We start from the raw sequence: 18339 nt of genomic DNA, 5'->3' as shown, positions 1-18339 counted from the left end.
CCTTCATTCGGTTACTAACTTACGGACATTGCTTCGTGTCCGTAACTTAGTTCCGGCCGCCGGACCGGACCCTTGCCGGTGTCCGGAGGCACGCCGCACAGCGAACCCATCTCCTCACCGACGAGGTACCCATGCGGATTCCAGTCATCGCACTCACCGCGGCGTCAGCCCTGGTGACCGCCCTCGCCCTGCCGGCCGGCGCCACGCCGGTCACAGCCGCCACGGCCGGGACCCGCGACGGCGGCGGCTTCGACCGGCCGCACTCCGGGTTCGCGCCCGCGAGCACCGTGCTGCGACCGGCGTCCCCGCGGGCCGCGGGGCTGCTGCCGGCCCCGATCGCCGCCTTCGAGCGGCAGGTCGCCGCCTGGACCGACCCGGCGAGTGGGACCGGTTACCTCTTCCCCGGTGCCACCACCCTCATGGTCCACGACGGCAAGGTCGTCGAGCGCGGCGCCACCGGGTACGCCATGCGCTACTCGGCCCCGCAGACCGAGTTGCCCGAGGACCAGTGGATACCCGCCCGCACCGACACCATCTACGATCTGGCGTCGCTCTCGAAGCTGTTCACCTCCCTGGTGGCCGTCCAGCAGCTGGAGGCCGGGAGCATCCGGCTCGACGCCCCGGTCGCGGCGTACCTGCCCGAGTTCGCGGTGAACGGCAAGGGCGCCATCACCATCAGGCAGCTGCTCACCCACACCTCCGGCCTCGCACCCGACCCCGAGCCGGCGCTGTGGCAGGGCTACCCCGACATCCCGTCGCGGGTGAAGGCGATCCTGGACACCACGCCGGTGGACCCGGCGGGAACCGCCTACACCTACTCCGACCTCAACATGCTCACCATGCAGCTGGTCCTGGAGGAGGTGACCGGGCGGAGCCTCGACACCCTCGTGCACGAGGGCATCACGGGGCCGCTGCGCATGACCGACACCGGCTACAACCCACCGGCCTCGAAGCTGTCCCGGATCGCCGCGACCGAGTACGAGACCAGCCCCGCGCGGGGTCTGGTGCACGGTCAGGTGCACGACGAGAACGCCTGGGCCATGGGCGGGGTCGCCGGGCACGCGGGCGTCTTCTCGACCGTCGACGACCTCGCCGTGCTGGCCCAGGCCATCCTCAACGGCGGGACCTACCGGAACCACCGGATCCTCAGCCGTGAGGGCGTCTCACTGCTGGAGGAGAACTTCAACCAGGCCTTCCCCGGCGACTCCCACGGTCTCGGGTTCGAGTTGGACCAGATCTGGTACATGGGCGGGCTGTCCGGCCCGCGCACACTGGGCCACACCGGCTTCACCGGGACCTCGCTGGTGATCGACCCCGCGTCGCGGTCGTTCGCCGTCCTGCTGACCAACCGGGTGCACGCGTCGCGCAGCACCCCCTCCACCAACCCCGCCCGGCGCGGTATCGCGCAGGCCCTCGCCCAGGCGATGCCGGTCGAGGCGCCGGGCGGCGGCCGCTCGTGGTTCTCCGGACAGGGCGGCGGTACCACCAGCACCCTGACCACCGGTCCGCTGGACGCCTCAGGAACGGTCGACGTCGACTTCAGGACCTTCGTCAACACCGAGTCGACGGACCTGGTCCGCCTCGAGGCCAGCTCCGACGGCGGAGACACCTGGCTCCCCGTGACGCTCCACGTCACCGGTCCCGGTGCCCCCGTCGACGGCGTCACCGCACTGTCGGGCCAGGACGTACGCGCCTGGTGGCGGGTGCACGCCGAGCTCCCGGACGCCGTACCCGGTCTCGCACTGCGCTGGCGGTACACCACCGACTCGTCCTACGAGGGGCGCGGTGTGAACCTCAGCGGGCTGCGGGTCACCGACGGCTCGCACGTCCTGCTGGACGGCGACAGGCCCGGAGCCCCGCTGATGTCGGCCGGCTGGCAGGCACTGCCGGCGGACGGACGGCGCTGACCCCCGCCGTGGAGCCGTCGTCCGCGCGTTGACCCGCGCGGACGTCCCTCAGTACGTTTCCCGCGTGGTATCCGAGAGCACGGCCGACGACGTGCGGGACTCCGGCCTCCTGGTGCGCATCCGCTCGCTCCTGCCCGGCCTCGCCCGGGCGGAGCAGCGGGTCGCCCGTGCGGTGCTGGACAGCCCCGCCCTGACGTCCCGGCGGAGCATCTCCGAGGCGGCCGCGGCGGCGGGCACCAGCGAGACCACGGTGATCCGGTTCTGCAAGGCGATCGGCCTCGACGGCTACCCCGCGCTCCGGATCGCGATGGCAGCGGAGGCCGCCCGCGCCGGGATACGCGCCGAGAGCCACCCGGGCAGCGACATCACGTCCGCCGACGACCTCGCCGGCATCGTCGGCAAGGTCGCCTTCGCCGACGCCCGGGCGGTGGAGGAGACCGGCGCGCAACTGGACGTGGCGGTCCTCGGCGACGTGGTCGACGCGATGGCGCGCGCGGGACGCGTCGACGTGTACGGAGTGGGCGCGAGTGCCTTCGTGGCGGCCGACTTCCAGCAGAAGCTGCACCGGATCGGACGGGTCGGCTTCGCCTGGAGCGACACGCAGATCATGCTGACCTCGGCGGCGGTGATGGGTCCCGGCGACGTGGCCTTCGGCCTCTCCCACACCGGCGCGACGGCCGACACCGTCGAGGCCCTGCGGGTGGCCCGGCGGCACGGAGCCACCACGGTGTCCCTCACCAACTTCCCCCGCTCGCCGATCACCGAGGTCTCCGACCACGTGCTGACCACCGCGGCGCGCGAGACCACGTTCCGGTCGGGCGCCATGGCCAGCCGGATCGCCCAGCTGACCGTCGTCGACTGCCTGTTCATCGGGATCGCCCAACGGCATCCGGAGCGGTCCGGAGAGGCCCTGGCGGCGACGTACGAGGCCGTGAGCGGGCAGCGCCTCGGCCCCCGCCCGGCCGGCGGCAGGCGACGGGACTGAATGAGATCACAGCCCCGGGTGCGCGGCCCCCGCACTCGTTGCCGTTCCGTGACCGCACGCGCTCACGGCGATCGCAAACGGAACGCAGCCTGGGTGTCGGCCGCCCCACGTGCCCGACCGGGCATGCCCGAGGAGCGACATGTCCCGGGACCCCTGGAACGTCATGAACGAGTCGATCGTACAGTTGTCCGATGCATGAACCGCGCTCGCGCCATGCCGCCCGCCGCACCCGGCAGCGCCGCCGCCGCAGGAACGCCGCGCTGGGCGCCGGCGTGGTCGTCGTGGCTGCCGCGACGACCGCGTACCTGACGGCGGGGCGCGGCGGCACTCCCACCGACGCCGCCCCGGCACATATCAAGGCGTCGACGGTCGTCGGCCCGTCCACCACGGCCCCCGCGCGTCACCGCGAACCCGCCGGCACGGTCACCCTCGCCTTCGCCGGTGATGTCCACTTCACCCAGCGCACCGCGGGACGGCTGGGGGTCGACCCCGCCCTCGGCCCGCTGTCCCCCGTACTGTCGGCCGCCGATTTCTCCATGGTCAACCTGGAGTCGGCGATCACCACCCGGGGGACACCGGAGCCGAAGCTGTACCACTTCCGGACCCCGCCGCAGGCCCTGGACGCGTTGCGCCGCTCGGGCGTCGACGCGGTCACGATGGCCAACAACCACGCGGTCGACTACGGCCCCCAAGGCCTGACCGACACCCTTGCCGCCGCGCACGCCTCACCGATACCCGTCGTGGGCATCGGCGCCGACGACACCGAGGCCTACCGGCCCTACCTCACCGAGGTCAACGGCGTCCGCCTCGCCGTACTCGCCGCGAGCCAGGTACAGGACCTCACGAACGCCCGGTTCCGCGCGGGTCCGGGAAGCCCGGGAATCGCCTCGGCCCTGGACCGGCCCCGGCTCGTGCACGCGGTCCGCGCCGCGCGGGCGCGGGCCGACGTCGTCGTGGTCTACCTGCACTGGGGCACGGAGGGGCAGAGCTGTCCCGGCCCTGAGCAGCGTTCCCTCGCCGCCGAGTTGTCGGCCGCGGGCGCCACGGCCGTGGTCGGCACGCACGCCCACGTCATGCTCGGCTCCGGCATGCTCGGACCGACCTACGTCGCCTACGGTTTCGGCAACTTCCTGTGGTACGGCTCCTCCCCGTACCCGCACTCGGACGAGACCGGCGTGACGACCCTCACCGTGACGCACGGCAGGGTCACCGCGGCCGCCTTCGCTCCCGCGCTCGTGGACGGACACGGCGTACCGGCCCCGCAGACCGGCGCCGCGGCAGAGCGCATCACCACCCGTCACGAGCAGTTGCGGCAGTGCACGGGACTGGCGCCGGCTCCCCGCTAGGCCCCGTCGTGTGTGGCACGGCTGTGGCACGTCGACACGGACCCGCACCCGTCTGACGCGCAGCGCCCCGGCAGATAGCCCGCGAAGCGCGTCATGCATCATTCCTCGGGCGGCGCTGGACGGCCCTGCGGAACGAAGAACCAGAACATGCCCGATCGACCCGGACCCCTTGAGTTCACCGACGGGAAGTGGGTGATCGGTGATCCCGCTGGAGACCATGCAAGGCTGAGGGCGGACGGCCTCTCGCACTGGGTGCAGGGCGTCGAGACTCAACAGATTCCGTGGGCCCGCGTGATGGACATCGTGCTCGATGTCCAGCCCCTTCGACGAGACCACTCGAAGTGGCTGCGTAAGGTAGCGGTGATCCTGTCGTGGCTCGGCCAGCCGACTGAGCACGTAGGGCTCCCGGCTTCCATCGGGGGCTTGCGCGCTTTCCCTATGGCGTTGGTCGTCGTTGTGTGCCCTCGCACGGCCCAGTGACGGTCCAGCGATCGGTCACTCGCCGTGGGAGACCAGCGGGGTGACAGAGACGCCTGGTCGTGTGCGAGGATTCCGGCTCGCTTACGTGTTCGCCGAGTTCGACCGGAGATCCATGTCCGCCATATCGCTGCTCACGTCGTCTGGGACTGGCTCCAAGCGCAACCGGAAGGGCCGCGAACCGGCGATCGCGGGAGTGCTGGCGCTCGGTGGGGTCGCGCTGGCGATGACACTGGTCATCGGGGGTGTCTCCGGTCACGTCGACGAAGATCCGGACCAGCGGATGTCCGGCGCAGGGGACCGGTCGGCCGTAAGCCTCGCGGTGGGCGACTGCTTCACTAGCTCGCAGCACGGAGAGGTCTACTCCGCGGTACCCGTGCCGTGCTCCCAGCCACACGACGGCGAAGTGTTCGCCACGGTCGCTCTCACCGGGTCCAGCGGCGCCGGCGACGCCCTCGCAAAGCAGTCGTACCACCAGTGCAGCGATCGGCTGACCGGCTACGTCATGGACGACTGGTCCCTGCCCCACACGATGGGCGTCAACTACTACTACCCGACCCGTGAGGTCCAGTCGGGTAGCAGGACCGCCACTTGCTTTGCGGCCGACACGGACGGCCGGACCACTGGCAGCGTACGCGAGCGGGAAACCAGCCTGACGGCAGACCAGCTTGCCTTCCTCAGGCTGGAGCTGGCCTCCGCGCGCGTCCTCAAGACTTATCCGCACCTGGGCAGCGTGGCCGACAATCGTGCCTGGGCTGCGAAGATGGCGGCCGCGCTGGACCATGAGGCGGATGGCCTCGAAGCCGTCAACTGGTCCGTCGGCGCCAGGCCCAAGGTCACCGCCTACGTCGGAGAGCTTCGAAGGAGCGCCGAGCTGTGGCGCAAGGCCGTGGCGGCACGTTCGGACAACAATTACGGGGACCGTTCTGACGACGCCTGGGACCACCCTTCCCACGAGTATCAGCGGGAGGTCCGGAAAACCCTGGGGCTGGCTTCGGATGTCCCCGCCACCTCCTTCGGGCCGCCGTTCTAGACGCGGGCACGGTGGTCCGGTCGGCGGACCGGGCACACACGGGCCGGCACGGAGCCGGCGGACCATGACGCAACGGACGGCACCGCGTGGGCCCGTCGGCGGCCGGCCTCCGTCACACTGTCCTGGACGCCGTGCCGTGCGGCGCACCTCACGGGTACGGGGTCGTCGTCCGGCTCGACCACACCGACCCGGCCGCCAGTCGGCCGCGAGGGGAGTTCGGCATGGCCCACCCCATCAGCGACGACGACATGCGCGCCGCGATGGCCGCCGCGAAGGAGTACACCGCGGTGGTCCTGGAGGCCGGACCCGCGTACGGGACGGCCGAGGCGGGCCCGGTGATCCGGGAGCACGGCCGCCGCAACTTCGCCCTGCGTGCCGAAGGCGTTCTCCCCATTGTCTGCCCCGTCACGGACGACGGCGAGGTCCGCGGCATCGGCATCCTCGACACCGATCCCGACACCGCCCGCGCCCTCATGGCCGAGGACCCCGGCGTGAAGGCCGGAGTGTTCACCTTCACCCTCCACCCGGTACGTTCCTTCCCCGGCGACCGGCTCCGCTGACGGCGTGCCGGGAGGCGGCCGGATCAGACCGCGGCGGCGGTACGCAGCAGCGTGAACCAGAACGTCGGGAACGGGTTCGTCCCCGGTGTCACGTCGGCCAGCTCCCACCCGGCGAACCTGGCGCGGAGTTCGTCCGCGGTGACGCCGGAGATCACGTCCTCGGGGCCGTCGGGGCCGTACCCGAACATCAGCAGGCGCGCCCCCGGGGCGGCGCGCGTCGTGAGACCGGCCACGTAGCCGTCGCGGCGGTGCGGCGGGATGCCGCAGTAGCAACTCAGGTCGAAGAACAGGTCGTACGGGCCGGGCACGCCCACCTCGTCCAGCCGGGTGGCGTCCCCGCACAGCACCGTGACGTCCACCCCCGCCGCCTCCGCCTTCTCCCTGGCCTGCCGGACCGCGCGGTCGACCAGGTCGACGGCTTCCACCCGCCAGCCGTGCCGGGCCAGGTACACCGCGTTGGTCCCGGTGCCGCAGCCGAGTTCGAGGACGTGACCGGGCGTCAGCGCATCGGGGCCCTCCACCAGGGCCACCAGCTCGGGCGGGGTGACGCCGCTGTCCCACGGCGGCTTGCCGTCCCGGTAGTAGTCCTCCAACGAGCGGCGTACGGCGGCCTCTTGGTCGAGCTCCGCAGCCGTGCGAGTCTCACTCATCACTGCCCTCCAAGAATCTAGAGTCCAACTCTAGTGACTGACTCTAGAGATAGACTTCCGGCATGGACGCGGTCAAGGGGTCCGACAAGCGGACCGTCAAGCCTCCCGACAAGCGCGCCGAACGCTCACGGCGCACCCGCGAGAAGATCGTCGCGGCGGCCCGGGAGCTGTTCGTCGCCCAGGGCTACGGGGCGACGAGCCTTCAGGAGGTCGCGGACCACGCCGGGGTGGCCGTCCAGACCGTCTACTTCGTGTTCCGCAACAAGCGCGCGCTGTTCAAGGACGTCGTCGACACGTCCATCGCCGGCGACGCCGAACCGGTCGCCACGATGGACCGCCCCTGGTTCCGCGCCGCGTGCGCCGAACCCACCGCGGCCGGCCAACTGCGCGCCCACGTACGGGGGGTGCGGGACATCCTCGGCCGCGTCGGCCCGATCATGCCGCTGATCGCCGCCGCCGCGGCCACCGACCCGCAGATCGCGGCCCAGTGGGGAGCCGACCCGGACCCGCGCTACACCGTCCAGTACGCCGCGGCGAAGGCGCTGACCTCGAAGCCCGACATCCGCCCCGACGTCGACGTCACCCGCGCCGCCGACCTGCTGTACGGGCTGCTCAGCCCAGAGCTGTACCTGGTCTTCGTACGCGACCGCGGCTGGTCCCCCGACACCTGGGAGGAGTGGGCCCGCGCGGCGCTGACGGCGGGCCTGTGCACCGGCGACGGGTAGGGCGCCCGACAGGGCCTCAGGAACCCGCCGCGGCCCGGTCGGAGTCGCCGCGGAGAACGCAGAACTCGTTGCCCTCGGGGTCGGCCAGGACCGCCCAGCCGGAGCCGTCGGGATTGCGGTGGTCGGCGACGAATGCGGCGCCGAGCCCCAGGAGACGTTCCACCTCCTGGTCGCGCGAGGTCTCGGGGCGCAGGCACAGATGGATCCGGTTCTTGGCCGTCTTGGCCTCGGGCACCTGGTTGAAGTGCAGCACCGGGCCCTCCGCCAGGAGCACCTGGGTCTCCGGGTCGCCCGGGGCGCTCTCCGGATGCAGGGGACGGCCGGTCACCGCGCTCCAGAACCGGGCCAGTTCGTAGGCATCCGCACAGTCGATCGCCACGTTCTGCACTACCGAAACCATGCGCGCAAGCCTTCCCGACTCCCCCTCCGGACGCCACCGAGTTACGGCCGGCCTTGGGCCATCGCCCGCGCTTGCCGCGACAGACATCCGATCTACTCCGGTCACCGACCCCTCTCGCCTGTCCCACCCATGGGCAAATTGCGGACTAAATAGGCACAACCTCCACCATGATCACAAGAAAGGTCGGGTTAATTCGGTGCCAGCCGTTGACGTGATCGAGACAAGTTGATTATTTATGAATACTTCTTGTGGGCTCCTGCAACCCTGGGAAAGGAACGCTTGCCGTGTCCGCTTCCTCCCGCCGCGACTTCCTCCGCCTCGCCACGGTCACCAGCGGAGGTCTCGCCATGTCGGGCGGCCTTCCTCCGTTCGCCGCGCACGCCGAACCCGCCCGCCCGTCCAGCGTGGACATCGTCCCGGAGGGCAAGGCCACGACGATCTGGTACCGCACGCCCGCCGACGAGGCACGCGTCATCCAAGAGGCCCTGCCGGTCGGCAACGGCCGACTCGGCGCGCTGGTCGGTTGCGACCCGGCGGACGACTTCCTCTACCTGACCGACGGGGCGTTCTGGACCGGCGGCGCCAACGACACCCTGACCGACGACGGGCAGCTCCCCTACGGTCCGGACGACTTCGGCAGCTTCGGTCTGCTGGCCAAGCTCCGGATCGCGCTGCCCGGCCACTCCGGCGACGCGGTGAGCGGGTACCGCCGCCAACTCGACCTGAGCAATGGTGTGGTCTCGGCGACATACCTGCACAACGGCAACCTCCACCGCCGCGAGGTCTACGCCAGCCACCCCGACGACGTGGTCGTCATCCGGCTGACGGGAGGCCCGCACACCGGGACCGTCTCCCTGGCCGGCACGCACGACGAGACCACCGCGGGCGGCAACGGGCAGCTCTCGTTCGGCGGAACGCTGAAGAACGGCCTGCGCTACGGCGCGGCCGTGACCGCGGTCAGTGCCACGGGCCGGATCGACGTGGAGGGCGACAAGCTCTCCTTCGCCGGCTGCCGGGAGCTGCTCATCGTGGTGTGCGGCGGCACCGACTACTCCCCCGACGCCGCGAAGGGCTTCCGCGAGCCGGCCACCGATCCCCTCGCCGTGGCCCGTGCCAAGGTCACCGCCGCGGCGAAGGTGTCCGGCGGCCGGCTGCTGAAGACCCATGTGTCCGACTACCACCGGCTGTACAACCGGTTCTCGATCGACCTGGGCGAGTCGTCGGCGCTGCAGCGGTCCCTGGACTCCTGGTCCCGCATCGCCGTGCGGTACACCGACACCTCGACACCGGACCCGGAGTTGGAGGCCGCCTACGTCCAGTACGGCCGCTACCTGACGATCACGGGCTCCCGCGACTGGCTGCCGATGAACCTGCAGGGCATCTGGGTGCACAACAACAACCCGGACTGGTACGCCGACTACCACACCGACATCAACGTCCAGATGAACTACTGGCTGGCCGACCCGGCCGGCCTGGGCGAGAACGCCTACGCCCTCGCCCGGTACTGCGTGTCCCAGCTGCCGGTCTGGACCGACGTCACCAAGCGGCTGTACAACAACGAGCGCAACCGGTTCCGCAACAGCACCGGGAAGATCGCCGGCTGGGCGGTCGCGTTCTCCACCAACATCCACGGCGGCAGCGGCTGGGTCTGGCACCCCTCCGGCAACGCCTGGCTGTGCAACTCACTGTGGCGGCACTACGAGTACAGCCAGGACCGCGCGTACCTGGAGCTGATCTACCCCGTCCTCAAGGGGGCGGCGGAGTTCTGGCAGGCGCGCCTGATCGGCACCACCGTCACCGACCCGGACGGGACGTCACGCGACGTCCTGATCGACGACACCGCCTGGTCGCCGGAGCACGGCCCGGACGGGAAGGGCAACACGTACGGGCAGGAACTGGCGTGGGAGCTCTTCGAGGAGTTCACCACCGCCTCCCGGGTACTCCACCGCGACACCGAGCTCGCAGCCGAGCTCGGCGCGATGCAGGCCAAGCTGTACCTGCCCCGGGTCAGCCCGAAGTCCGGCTGGCTCGAGGAATGGATGAGCCCGGACAACCTCGGCGAGGTCACCCACCGGCACCTGTCCCCGCTGATCGGTTTCTACCCCGGCGACCGGATCGCCGCCGACACCAGTCCGGCCGCGCTGCTCGACGGGGTCCGCGCGCTGCTCACCGCCCGCGGAATGGACAGCTTCGGCTGGGCGTGCGCGTGGCGCTCGCTGTGCTGGTCCCGGCTGAAGGACGCGGAGAAGGCCTACCAGCTCTACCTGACGGTCCTGCGGCCGTCGATATCCAACGGCAACGGCACCGCGGCCAACTGGTTCGACATGTACAGCCAGGGCAGCTACACGATCTTCCAGATCGACGCGAACCTCGGCGGCGCCACCGCCGCGCTGGAGATGATCCTCTACTCCCGGCCCGGTGTCATCGAGCTGCTCCCCGCGCTTCCCCGCGCCTGGGCGGCCAAGGGCTCGGTCAGCGGCGTCGGCGCCCGTGGCGGCTTCGAGGTGGACCTGTCCTGGCGGGGCGGGAAGGTGACCGAGGCGACCGTCCGCAGCACCGGCGGAACGACGACCGAGCTGCGCGCGGGCGACTTCCGCAAGCACCTCACCCTCAGGCCCGGCCAGTCCGTGACCCTGCGGATCCCCTGACCCGGGCAGGGCGGCGCGCGTCACGCGCCTCCCCGCGGGGGTGTGCTCCAGGCACCGGATGCCGGAAGCACACCCCCGTGCGCGCGTTCCATGTGCCCGAACGCCCGCGTGCCGCGGGCGCGGCGGCGTGATCCCGGCGTCGGGCCCGGGGCGTTGTCGGACGGGTGTTCTAGGCTTCCCCGCGTGACCACCACCTTGATGCCGTACGCCGGTCCCGTCGAGGGCCGTACGCCGGTGACACGGCTCGGGGGCGTCCCGCTGGTCCCTGCCGGGTCCGCCTGGCCGCGGTGCGCGGCGTGCGCGGGGCCGATGCAGTTCCTCGCCCAGTGGCCGGTGGACGTCCTCGGCGGCGAGGGGGCCGCGCCGGCCGCTGCCGGCCGCGCGTGTCCTGTCGGTCTTCATGTGCCGGAACGACCCGGGTCGGTGCGACGAATGGGACCCGGTCGCAGGCGGCAACCGGGCGCCGCTCTTTCCCCGCACCGGGCTCACGGCCGCCCCGGTACCGGCGGGAGGCGAGACCCTGCTGCCGCAGACCTGCGGCACCGACCGCTCGGTGACCGACACGCCGCCCTACCCCGAGGCGCGCGTTCAGTGGTCGCGTGCGCACGGCCGTCCCGCACGGGACGTGCACGGCCAACTGAGCGGCGTGCCCTGGTGGCTGCAGCACGACGAGGCGCCCATGTGTCCCTCCTGCGCGCGGCCGATGGCCTTCACGGCCCCACTCGAAGAGGGACGCGACCACCGGACGGCCCTGAACTTCGGTGGGGGCGGACATGGATACGCCTTCGCCTGCGGGCCGTGCGAGGAAGGCTCGTTCCTGTGGCAGTGCTGACGTCGAAATCGCCGCCGGGAAAGCCCTACGGGGACCCGCACGGTGTTTTGCACCGGGAATCCGGCGCGGTGCCCCGGGGGAATGCGGCCCACCCGGCCTTTGCCTGTGCGGAGTTGCTGCCCGGGTCCACGTCTGGGATCTTGTCCGGGGCGGCGGCGTCGAGCGACGCGCCCAGCCCCCCACACCACTCGACCCGGGGTCACCGCCAGTCCGGCCGGTGGGCCGTGGCCGAGTCACGAGCAGCGACTCTCCCAGCTGTTCGTGGCATTCAAAGAAAGGTTGCACCGTGAACACCGAAAAGGTTATGGCCCGACGCCTCACGACCGAGGAGGTCTCGGAATTGGGCCTCGGGGAGGAGATCTTCGTCGCGGCGGAGATGGACGATCTCACCCTCGAATGCTTCGCTCCCGCTTCCCTCACGAAGCCGGGCAAGAGTTTCGAGGGAGGTTCCTTCACCGCGAGGACGGTCTTCGGTCAGGAGACGCACGTTCTTCCGGACAATGCCGAGGAACGGGGAATATGGGTCGCCGACAAGGCCGGGCAGGAAATCGAGGTGCTGCAGAGCGCCGGTGTTCTGCTGAACCTCGCCCTCTTCGTCCCCGAGGGCAACCAGGGGTCCCTGGAGTCGCTCTACAACGCCGCGAGGGAGGCGTTCGGCGCGGGAATCGTCCAGCGCTGGAACGAGGAGGTCGTCGCGGTGCCGGACGTCAAGATCGACCTGTACGAAGAGCCGATCCGCGGCCGGAAGAGCGCGGGCGGCCAGAACCGCGACCGCCGCGCCCTGGACATCTACCCGACCCGCGTGCGGTTCATGGAGCCCAGCGTCGGCTGGCGGTTCATCCTGGAGCCGCACCAGGAGACCATCGACGAGACGCCGACGATCTGAGCTGACAGCAGCCCACAGGAGGCACGCCCGCAGCACAAGGCCCCCCTCCCCGCCCGGGAGGGGGCCTTCGCGTTTCCGTGTGCGTGGCCAGGGGACGGGGGACGGGGGTAGCCTGCGGTCGATGGGAAGCCGACCGAACCCGGACGACTGGCTGACGGACATCCGGACGTCGTACGACACCGTCGCCGACAGCTACGCCGACCTGACACGCCGTCTCCTGGACGAGACGCCGGAGGAACGCGCGGTCCTGGCCCTCTTCGCCGACCTGGTGCGCGGCCGAGGCGGAGGACCGGTCGCGGACGTGGGGTGCGGGACGGGAAGGATCACGGGCCACCTGCGGCAACTGGACCTGGACGCCTTCGGCATCGACCTTTCCCCGGGGATGCTCGATGTGGCACGGCGTGACCACCCCGGCGTGCGGTTCGATCTCGGCTCCATGACGGACCTCGCCCTGCCCGACGGCTCGTTGGCCGGCCTGGTCGCCTGGTACTCACTGATCCACATCCCCGACGACGCGATCGGCGCGGTTCTCGCCCATTTCCGCCGTGTGCTCCGGCCCGGCGGGCCGTTGTTGCTCGGCTTCCACGTCGGCGACGGGTCCCGGCTGAAGACCGAGGGCTACGGCGGGCACCCGATGAAGGTCCACGTCCATCGTCGGCAGCCCGGCCGAATGATCGAGTGGCTCGGCGACGCCGGTTTCGCCGTCGAGACGCACACGACGCTCACTTCGGCCGAGAGCAGGCTGGGGGGCATCGTCCTCGCGCGTCGTCGGCCATGAGCGGCGCCTCGGCAGCCGGATCGCCCTGACGGCCCGTCACTGCTCCGCTGCAAGGCCCTGATCCACGATCACCGCCACCTTGCCCACGGTGCCGTGGCCGGACTTGAGCGACCGCAGCGCCGCGTTGACCGTCTCAACGGTGCTGTCGATGGTGTGGTCGATGTGCGGGAGCACACGTCCCTGCGCCGCCCATTCCATCGCCAGCGCCATCCCGCGCTGAAGAAATGCCCGGGCCTCACGGTCGAGCGTGGCGGGCTCGGAGAAGTAGCGCAGCAGATCGACGTTGACGTGCTGGGCGCCGCGCTCGGCCAGGATGGCGTCCACCGGGCTGTGTGTCTCGACCACGCGGGTCGTCTTGCCGGGACCGACACCGAGCACGATCCAACTGCCGCCTCGCCGTACGGCCTTCGCGCTCTCCACGAAGCCCTGCTCGCTGTACGTGGCGTCGAAGACCACGTCGACGCCCCGGCCGCTGGTCAGCCTGGCGATTTCCGCCGGGACGTCCTCGCGCCTGTAGTCGAGAACGTGCCGGGCCCCGGAGTCCCGGGCCAGTGCGATCGACTGCGGCGTGCTGCCGCTGCTGATGACCAGTCCGGCCCCCAGGGCGCGCGACGCCATCTGCACCGCGAGGTGCCCGACGCCGCCCCCACCTCCCGGGACATAGACCGTGTCACCGCCTTGGACGGCCGGGTACAGACCCGCGAAGGCGGACAGGAAGGCCATGGGGAGCGCCGCCGCATCGCGAAAGCTCAAGGACGGCGGCTTGAGGGCGGTGAGGAATCGGCGGGCGACGGCATAGCCGCCCGCACTCGCGCCGCCGCCCGTGGCACTCCAGCCACCGTCACCGTTCAGATCGGCCATGGCGGCCACTGCGTCACCGACGGCCACGTCGGTCACATCCCGGCCCACGGCAACCACCACGCCGGCGAGATCAAGACCGAGAGCGACGGGCGGTGTGCGCCCCATGAAGTTGAGGTCGGCCAGCTTGTATTCCAGCGGGTTGAGCGACGAGGCGGCGACGCGGATCAGAACATGGTCGGCGATCGGCTGCGGGACGGGAACACGTACCGCTTCCAAGGGAAGGCCGACCCGGTCCCTTGTGTAACCGACGCCGAGATACGTCTCCGGAATTGCCTGAGTCTGCTGCATGTTCCGCACGCTTCCCTCTGAGGACGTGCCCGGCCGAATCGCCGGCCCTCCACGACGTACCGCACGGCCCCTGCCGCGAAGTACTCGATACCAGGACAGAACAGCCCCTCTTTCAGCACCATGACACGCACGGGGAAGCCGCTCGTGGGCTCGGCGGGAGCGGTCCGCCGACGATCCACCGCATCGTCCTGAGGCATCCGGGCCAGCGAATATTCGCTGTCCCGTCGCCGGAGCACCGTGATAGACAGCCGCGGTGGACAAGACCCTGGAGTTCCCCGATCTGCTGCGGCTGATCGACGAGCGATCGACCGCCTTCCGTGCCGCGATCGCTTCCGCGCCCAGCCTCGACGTGCGGGTGCCGACCTGCCCCGAGTGGACGCTGTTCGATCTGGTGGAGCATCTGGGCGATGGACGCCGTGCCTGGGCCGCCACCGTCGCCGCGGGGCCCGGCGCCCCGGGCAAGTCCGCACCGGAGGACGCCCCTGCGGTGCCTCAGGAGCGCGAGGCACAGTTGGCCTGGCTGGCCGCGTCGACGCGGGAACTGCTGGACGCACTGCGCGAGGCCGGCCCCGATCGCGGTTGCTGGACGTGGTGGGGTGATTCGCAGTCGCCGCAGACCTGCGGTGCCGTCGCCCGGCACCAGCTCCAGCAGATCGCGGTGCACACGTACGACGCCCAACTCGCCGTGGGCGCGCCGCAACCACTGCCGGACGAGGTCGCACTCGACGGTGTCGACGAGTTCCTGTCCACCTGCTGCTCGACGACGGCCGCCTGGCCGCACGAGCCCGCCACCGTCGAGTACCACGCCGGCGGGGGCCGTTCCTGGCGCGTCCGGCTCTCCGCGGACGGCGCACGGATCGCCCGCATCTCCGCCGCCGGCGAGGGCCCGGACGCGGCCGGCGCCTCCGCGTGGGGCACGGCCCATGAGCTGGTGATGGCCATGTACGGCCGTATCCCCATGGACTCCCTGAAGCTGGACGGCGACCCACGCGTCTTCGACCGGCTCGCGGACTGGGACCCGGACGCGTAGGACCCGCCCCTCACGAACACTTACGGCCGCTTCCTCGTCGGGTCCGGGCCGCTGGACGCGACCCCCGCCCGATTCCGTGGACGCCGCGGGGCGGGCGGGCCCGCCACGCACGGGGAGGAGAAACCCGCCGACCCCGGCGCCCTACGTCGGCGCACGCACCGGCTCCCGGCCGCGCGGGCCCTCTTCCGCCGCACGGACGCCGACGGAGCCGATCGCGAAGCAGGGCCAGTCCAGTTCCCCTGGGCCACCGCACGCGTCGCGGATGATCTCGTGGAGCCGGGACCAGACCTGGTCCCGGCTCCACTGGACGAAGCGCCGGTAGACCGTGGGCCAGGCGGGGCCGAACACCGGCGGGAGCTGCCGCCAGGTACAGCCGGACGTGGCGACGAAGACGATCGCGGCCAGAACCTCACGGTCACCCGCCCGTCGCCGCCCCCCGCCCTGCGTGCGCACCACCTCGGTCGGCGCCACCACCTGCCGGAAAAGGACCCACAACTCGTCCGGTGCCAGCCGCTTCACCAGGCTTTCCCCCTTTTCCACGTCCGTCATCGGCGTCGCTCCTCCACGGCCGTTCCCAGCGCATTCTCCTCAACCGTAAGTACGGGCCCCTCCGGGTTCCGTGCCTCACGGCGCACGGCTTCTTGCCCCTCCGTGCAGGCCCGGGAAAGAATTCCGCAGAGCACCAAAGGAAACAAGACCTGCGGGCTTTCCGCAGGGTAGACGCGGAATACTACGGGCACCATGAAGGCATGGTTCGTACGCCGGGACCAGCACCTCGCTCCCGACGGCACGACACACGGAGGCCGAGAACATGGCAAGCCTGCAAATAGATGACGTGAATTCCGTTGCACAGGTCCTGCAGAGGTCGTCCCGCATCATGGATTGCTTCTCCGTCGACACTCCGTGCTTGCACCCTTCGGAAATCGTCCGCATGACCGGCATGCCGTCGTCGACGTTGACCGGGATCCTGCACGCCCTGGTCGCGGAGAACGTGCTCCAGCACGAGGGGGTCTTCTACAGCGTCGGTCTGCGGGTGCTCCGGTGGTCGGCGTCCGCGGACGTGGCCTCGGACCTCCTGACAGCGGCCAGGCCCGCGGTGGCGGCGCTCCGGGACAGGACCGGCGAGTGCTGCGGGCTCCACGTTCGGCACCACCGCGACCACGTCACGGTGGTGTGGGCCAATTCCCTGGACACGCTCGCCCCTCACGGCTATGTCGGCCAGGTGAAGCCTCTGCGCGGCGGTGCCGCGGGCAAGGTCTTCATGGCCTTTGAACCGAGCGCCCTCAGGCTCGTACTGGACGAAGGACCGACCGCCCTCACCAGCAGCACCGTCGTCGAACCGGAAGCTCTGCACCGGCAACTGGACGAGATCCGGCTGCGGGGCTGGACGTTCGCACGCGAGGAGGAGGAGTCGGGACAGAACGCTCTGGCCGCCCCCGTCTACGCCCCGGACGGCAGCGTGACGGCCGCGGTGACCCTTGGAGGTCCGACACACCGGGTGACCCCTGACCGGGTGGAGGAGCTCGCGGGACAGGTCACGCAATGCGCACGGGACATCTCGTGCTTCCTGGCGACGAGCCGATGGGCCTGACCAGGCCGGCGATGGCAGCAGGGAGGCGCCCCGCAGTGCGCTTCACCGCAGGACGCCTGTCTGTTGCTCCACCACGTCGGTGGTCGGTGTCAGTCCTTCTGCAATTGCCCCTCGCCTTCGCGGCCGGCCTGTCCCGCCGGCCGGGGAAGCGCGGCGGCATCGGTTTTGTCGAGCCGGGTCAGTGCGACCATCGCGAGATCGTCCTCGGGGAGCGCTCCGGCATGGTCGACGAGATCCTGGAGGATCTCCGAGAGCGCGTCCGGCAGGGTCTGGTGACGAGCCGTGTCCTGCCGGATCCAGTTCCATGCCGTCGCGCGGTCCAGCAGCGGATAGCAATGCCCGGAGGGGTCGCGGGCCTCGATCAGCCCGTCGGTGTAGAGCAGGAGCGCGTCCCCTGCCGCCAGTTCGAAGCACTCCTCGTCGGCACCCAGGTCCTGCAGACCGTGCAGGCCCAGCGGGGGCGAGGAGCAGCACGAGACGAGGGCGACGGAACCCCGGTGGGCCCTTACCGGCGGCGGATGTCCGCGATTGACCATGCGGACGTGCCGCTCGCCGTCCGGAACTTCCAGGAGGAGAGCGGTCACGAAGCGTTCGTCCTTGTCGCGGTCCCCGTCCTCGGCTTCCGCCAGGTGGCGCAGGAAGCTCTCCTCCAGACGCACCGACAACTCGGTCAAGGTCGCGGCACGCGGGGCCCATTCGCGGAAGGCACCGAGCACGGCCGCGACGTCGTCGAAGGTGTGCAGCCCCTTGCCGCACACGTCCCCGATGATCAGGCGTGTCGCCCCGCCCGTCCGGGCGACCGCGTACAGATCACCACCGACCTCGCCCCGGCCACCGCACGGACGGTAGACGGAGGCGATTCCCAGAGCGCCGATGCGGCTGGGAAGCGGGCGCAGCAGGACCCGCCGGACGGTGTCGGACACCGCACGCGCCCGCGTCGCCGTGCAGCGGTACTTGTTCTTCAGCCGCGCCAGAACGATGGCTACCGCTCCGGCGGTGACCAGCGGCGCCATGCCGCACGCGAAGCTCGGATGGTGCAACGGCAGGATCGCGCACACCGCGCTCACCGCGCACACGGCCAAGGCCCCCAGGATCCCTGCCGCAGCCAGACGGTGACCCGACTGCTTGTCGCCCCGTTCCTCCTCGAACTCGTCCATGTACGTCATCGGCGTGACTCCTTCACGGTCGTCCCCGGGGCCCACTGAGGGTGGGCCACTGCCGACCGTAGGTGCGGGACGGCTTCCGCCCCTTGCTCCGTGACGCACGGTCCCTTGCCCATTCATGCAGTCCGGCTTTCCGCGGCGGGAGGTGATGCCCGCATCGGGGAAGAGGCCGCCGACGG

Annotated in this window: 17 protein-coding genes; 12 read left to right on the top strand and 5 right to left on the bottom strand. The window is 70.9% G+C overall.

Annotated elements, in window-relative coordinates:
- Nucleotides 1–131 precede the first annotated feature (131 nt).
- The 5 genes from ACIP98_RS13790 (at nucleotide 132) to ACIP98_RS13770 (ending at nucleotide 6308) form a co-directional block, all read left to right on the top strand.
- Nucleotides 132–1907, top strand: coding sequence for a serine hydrolase (locus ACIP98_RS13790; RefSeq protein WP_319657711.1), 1776 nt, complete (start codon nucleotides 132–134; stop codon nucleotides 1905–1907).
- 64 nt (nucleotides 1908–1971) lie between these two features.
- The gene (locus ACIP98_RS13785) at nucleotides 1972–2892 is read left to right on the top strand and encodes a MurR/RpiR family transcriptional regulator (protein ID WP_319657712.1); all 921 of its coding nucleotides are present in this window, start codon (nucleotides 1972–1974) and stop codon (nucleotides 2890–2892) included.
- A 191-nt stretch (nucleotides 2893–3083) separates the two neighbouring features.
- Nucleotides 3084–4238, top strand: a complete 1155-nt coding sequence (locus tag ACIP98_RS13780; protein WP_319657713.1) for a CapA family protein — start codon at nucleotides 3084–3086, stop codon at nucleotides 4236–4238.
- A gap of 565 nt (nucleotides 4239–4803) precedes the next feature.
- Complete coding sequence (locus ACIP98_RS13775) at nucleotides 4804–5748, top strand: septum formation family protein (RefSeq protein ID WP_319657714.1); 945 nt, start codon at nucleotides 4804–4806, stop codon at nucleotides 5746–5748.
- Nucleotides 5749–5969: 221 nt separating this feature from the next.
- Nucleotides 5970–6308: a hypothetical protein gene (locus ACIP98_RS13770; RefSeq protein ID WP_319657715.1), complete on the top strand. Its 339-nt coding sequence runs from the start codon at nucleotides 5970–5972 to the stop codon at nucleotides 6306–6308.
- A 23-nt stretch (nucleotides 6309–6331) separates the two neighbouring features.
- On the opposite strand, the gene ACIP98_RS13765 is transcribed toward ACIP98_RS13770, so the two are convergent.
- Complete coding sequence (locus tag ACIP98_RS13765) at nucleotides 6332–6958, bottom strand: class I SAM-dependent methyltransferase (RefSeq protein ID WP_319657716.1); 627 nt, start codon at nucleotides 6956–6958, stop codon at nucleotides 6332–6334.
- A 62-nt stretch (nucleotides 6959–7020) separates the two neighbouring features.
- On the opposite strand from ACIP98_RS13765, the gene ACIP98_RS13760 reads away from it, so the two are divergent.
- Complete coding sequence (locus tag ACIP98_RS13760; RefSeq protein ID WP_319657717.1) at nucleotides 7021–7683, top strand: helix-turn-helix domain-containing protein; 663 nt, start codon at nucleotides 7021–7023, stop codon at nucleotides 7681–7683.
- Nucleotides 7684–7699: 16 nt separating this feature from the next.
- On the opposite strand, the gene ACIP98_RS13755 is transcribed toward ACIP98_RS13760, so the two are convergent.
- Nucleotides 7700–8083: a VOC family protein gene (locus ACIP98_RS13755; protein WP_401975771.1), complete on the bottom strand. Its 384-nt coding sequence runs from the start codon at nucleotides 8081–8083 to the stop codon at nucleotides 7700–7702.
- Between the two features lie 284 nt (nucleotides 8084–8367).
- Between ACIP98_RS13755 and ACIP98_RS13750 the strand changes: the two genes are divergently transcribed.
- The 4 genes from ACIP98_RS13750 to ACIP98_RS13735 all read left to right on the top strand — a co-directional run bounded on the left by ACIP98_RS13750 (nucleotide 8368) and on the right by ACIP98_RS13735 (nucleotide 13227).
- On the top strand, nucleotides 8368–10731 hold the full coding sequence (locus ACIP98_RS13750) for a glycosyl hydrolase family 95 catalytic domain-containing protein (protein ID WP_401975768.1): 2364 nt from the start codon (nucleotides 8368–8370) through the stop codon (nucleotides 10729–10731).
- 400 nt (nucleotides 10732–11131) lie between these two features.
- On the top strand, nucleotides 11132–11563 hold the full coding sequence (locus ACIP98_RS13745; RefSeq protein WP_319657721.1) for a hypothetical protein: 432 nt from the start codon (nucleotides 11132–11134) through the stop codon (nucleotides 11561–11563).
- Between the two features lie 286 nt (nucleotides 11564–11849).
- Nucleotides 11850–12449: a hypothetical protein gene (locus tag ACIP98_RS13740; protein ID WP_319657722.1), complete on the top strand. Its 600-nt coding sequence runs from the start codon at nucleotides 11850–11852 to the stop codon at nucleotides 12447–12449.
- A 121-nt stretch (nucleotides 12450–12570) separates the two neighbouring features.
- Nucleotides 12571–13227: a methyltransferase domain-containing protein gene (locus ACIP98_RS13735; RefSeq protein ID WP_319657723.1), complete on the top strand. Its 657-nt coding sequence runs from the start codon at nucleotides 12571–12573 to the stop codon at nucleotides 13225–13227.
- 36 nt (nucleotides 13228–13263) lie between these two features.
- Here the strand turns inward: ACIP98_RS13735 and ACIP98_RS13730 are convergent, their stop codons facing one another.
- Nucleotides 13264–14376 carry a zinc-binding alcohol dehydrogenase family protein gene (locus ACIP98_RS13730; RefSeq protein WP_319657724.1) on the bottom strand — a complete coding sequence of 371 codons (1113 nt, stop codon included), beginning with the start codon at nucleotides 14374–14376 and terminating at the stop codon, nucleotides 13264–13266.
- 253 nt (nucleotides 14377–14629) lie between these two features.
- Here ACIP98_RS13730 and ACIP98_RS13725 point away from each other — a divergent pair, with 253 nt between their 5' ends.
- Complete coding sequence (locus ACIP98_RS13725; RefSeq protein WP_319657725.1) at nucleotides 14630–15406, top strand: maleylpyruvate isomerase family mycothiol-dependent enzyme; 777 nt, start codon at nucleotides 14630–14632, stop codon at nucleotides 15404–15406.
- A gap of 141 nt (nucleotides 15407–15547) precedes the next feature.
- Here the strand turns inward: ACIP98_RS13725 and ACIP98_RS13720 are convergent, their stop codons facing one another.
- Nucleotides 15548–15955, bottom strand: a complete 408-nt coding sequence (locus ACIP98_RS13720; RefSeq protein WP_401975764.1) for a transposase — start codon at nucleotides 15953–15955, stop codon at nucleotides 15548–15550.
- Between the two features lie 262 nt (nucleotides 15956–16217).
- Here ACIP98_RS13720 and ACIP98_RS13715 point away from each other — a divergent pair, with 262 nt between their 5' ends.
- Nucleotides 16218–16997 carry an IclR family transcriptional regulator gene (locus ACIP98_RS13715; protein ID WP_319657726.1) on the top strand — a complete coding sequence of 260 codons (780 nt, stop codon included), beginning with the start codon at nucleotides 16218–16220 and terminating at the stop codon, nucleotides 16995–16997.
- 89 nt (nucleotides 16998–17086) lie between these two features.
- On the opposite strand, the gene ACIP98_RS13710 is transcribed toward ACIP98_RS13715, so the two are convergent.
- Nucleotides 17087–18163 (bottom strand): PP2C family protein-serine/threonine phosphatase, encoded by a 1077-nt coding sequence (locus ACIP98_RS13710; protein ID WP_319657727.1) that lies wholly within the window; start codon nucleotides 18161–18163, stop codon nucleotides 17087–17089.
- Nucleotides 18164–18339: the final 176 nt, after the last annotated feature.

Origin of the sequence: Streptomyces sp. NPDC088354 (assembly GCF_044753585.1) — a bacterium.
Taxonomy (GTDB): Bacteria; Actinomycetota; Actinomycetes; order Streptomycetales; family Streptomycetaceae; genus Actinacidiphila.
The sequence above is the reverse complement of the archived record's forward strand: the minus strand, read 5'-3'. Positions and strand labels throughout refer to the sequence as shown.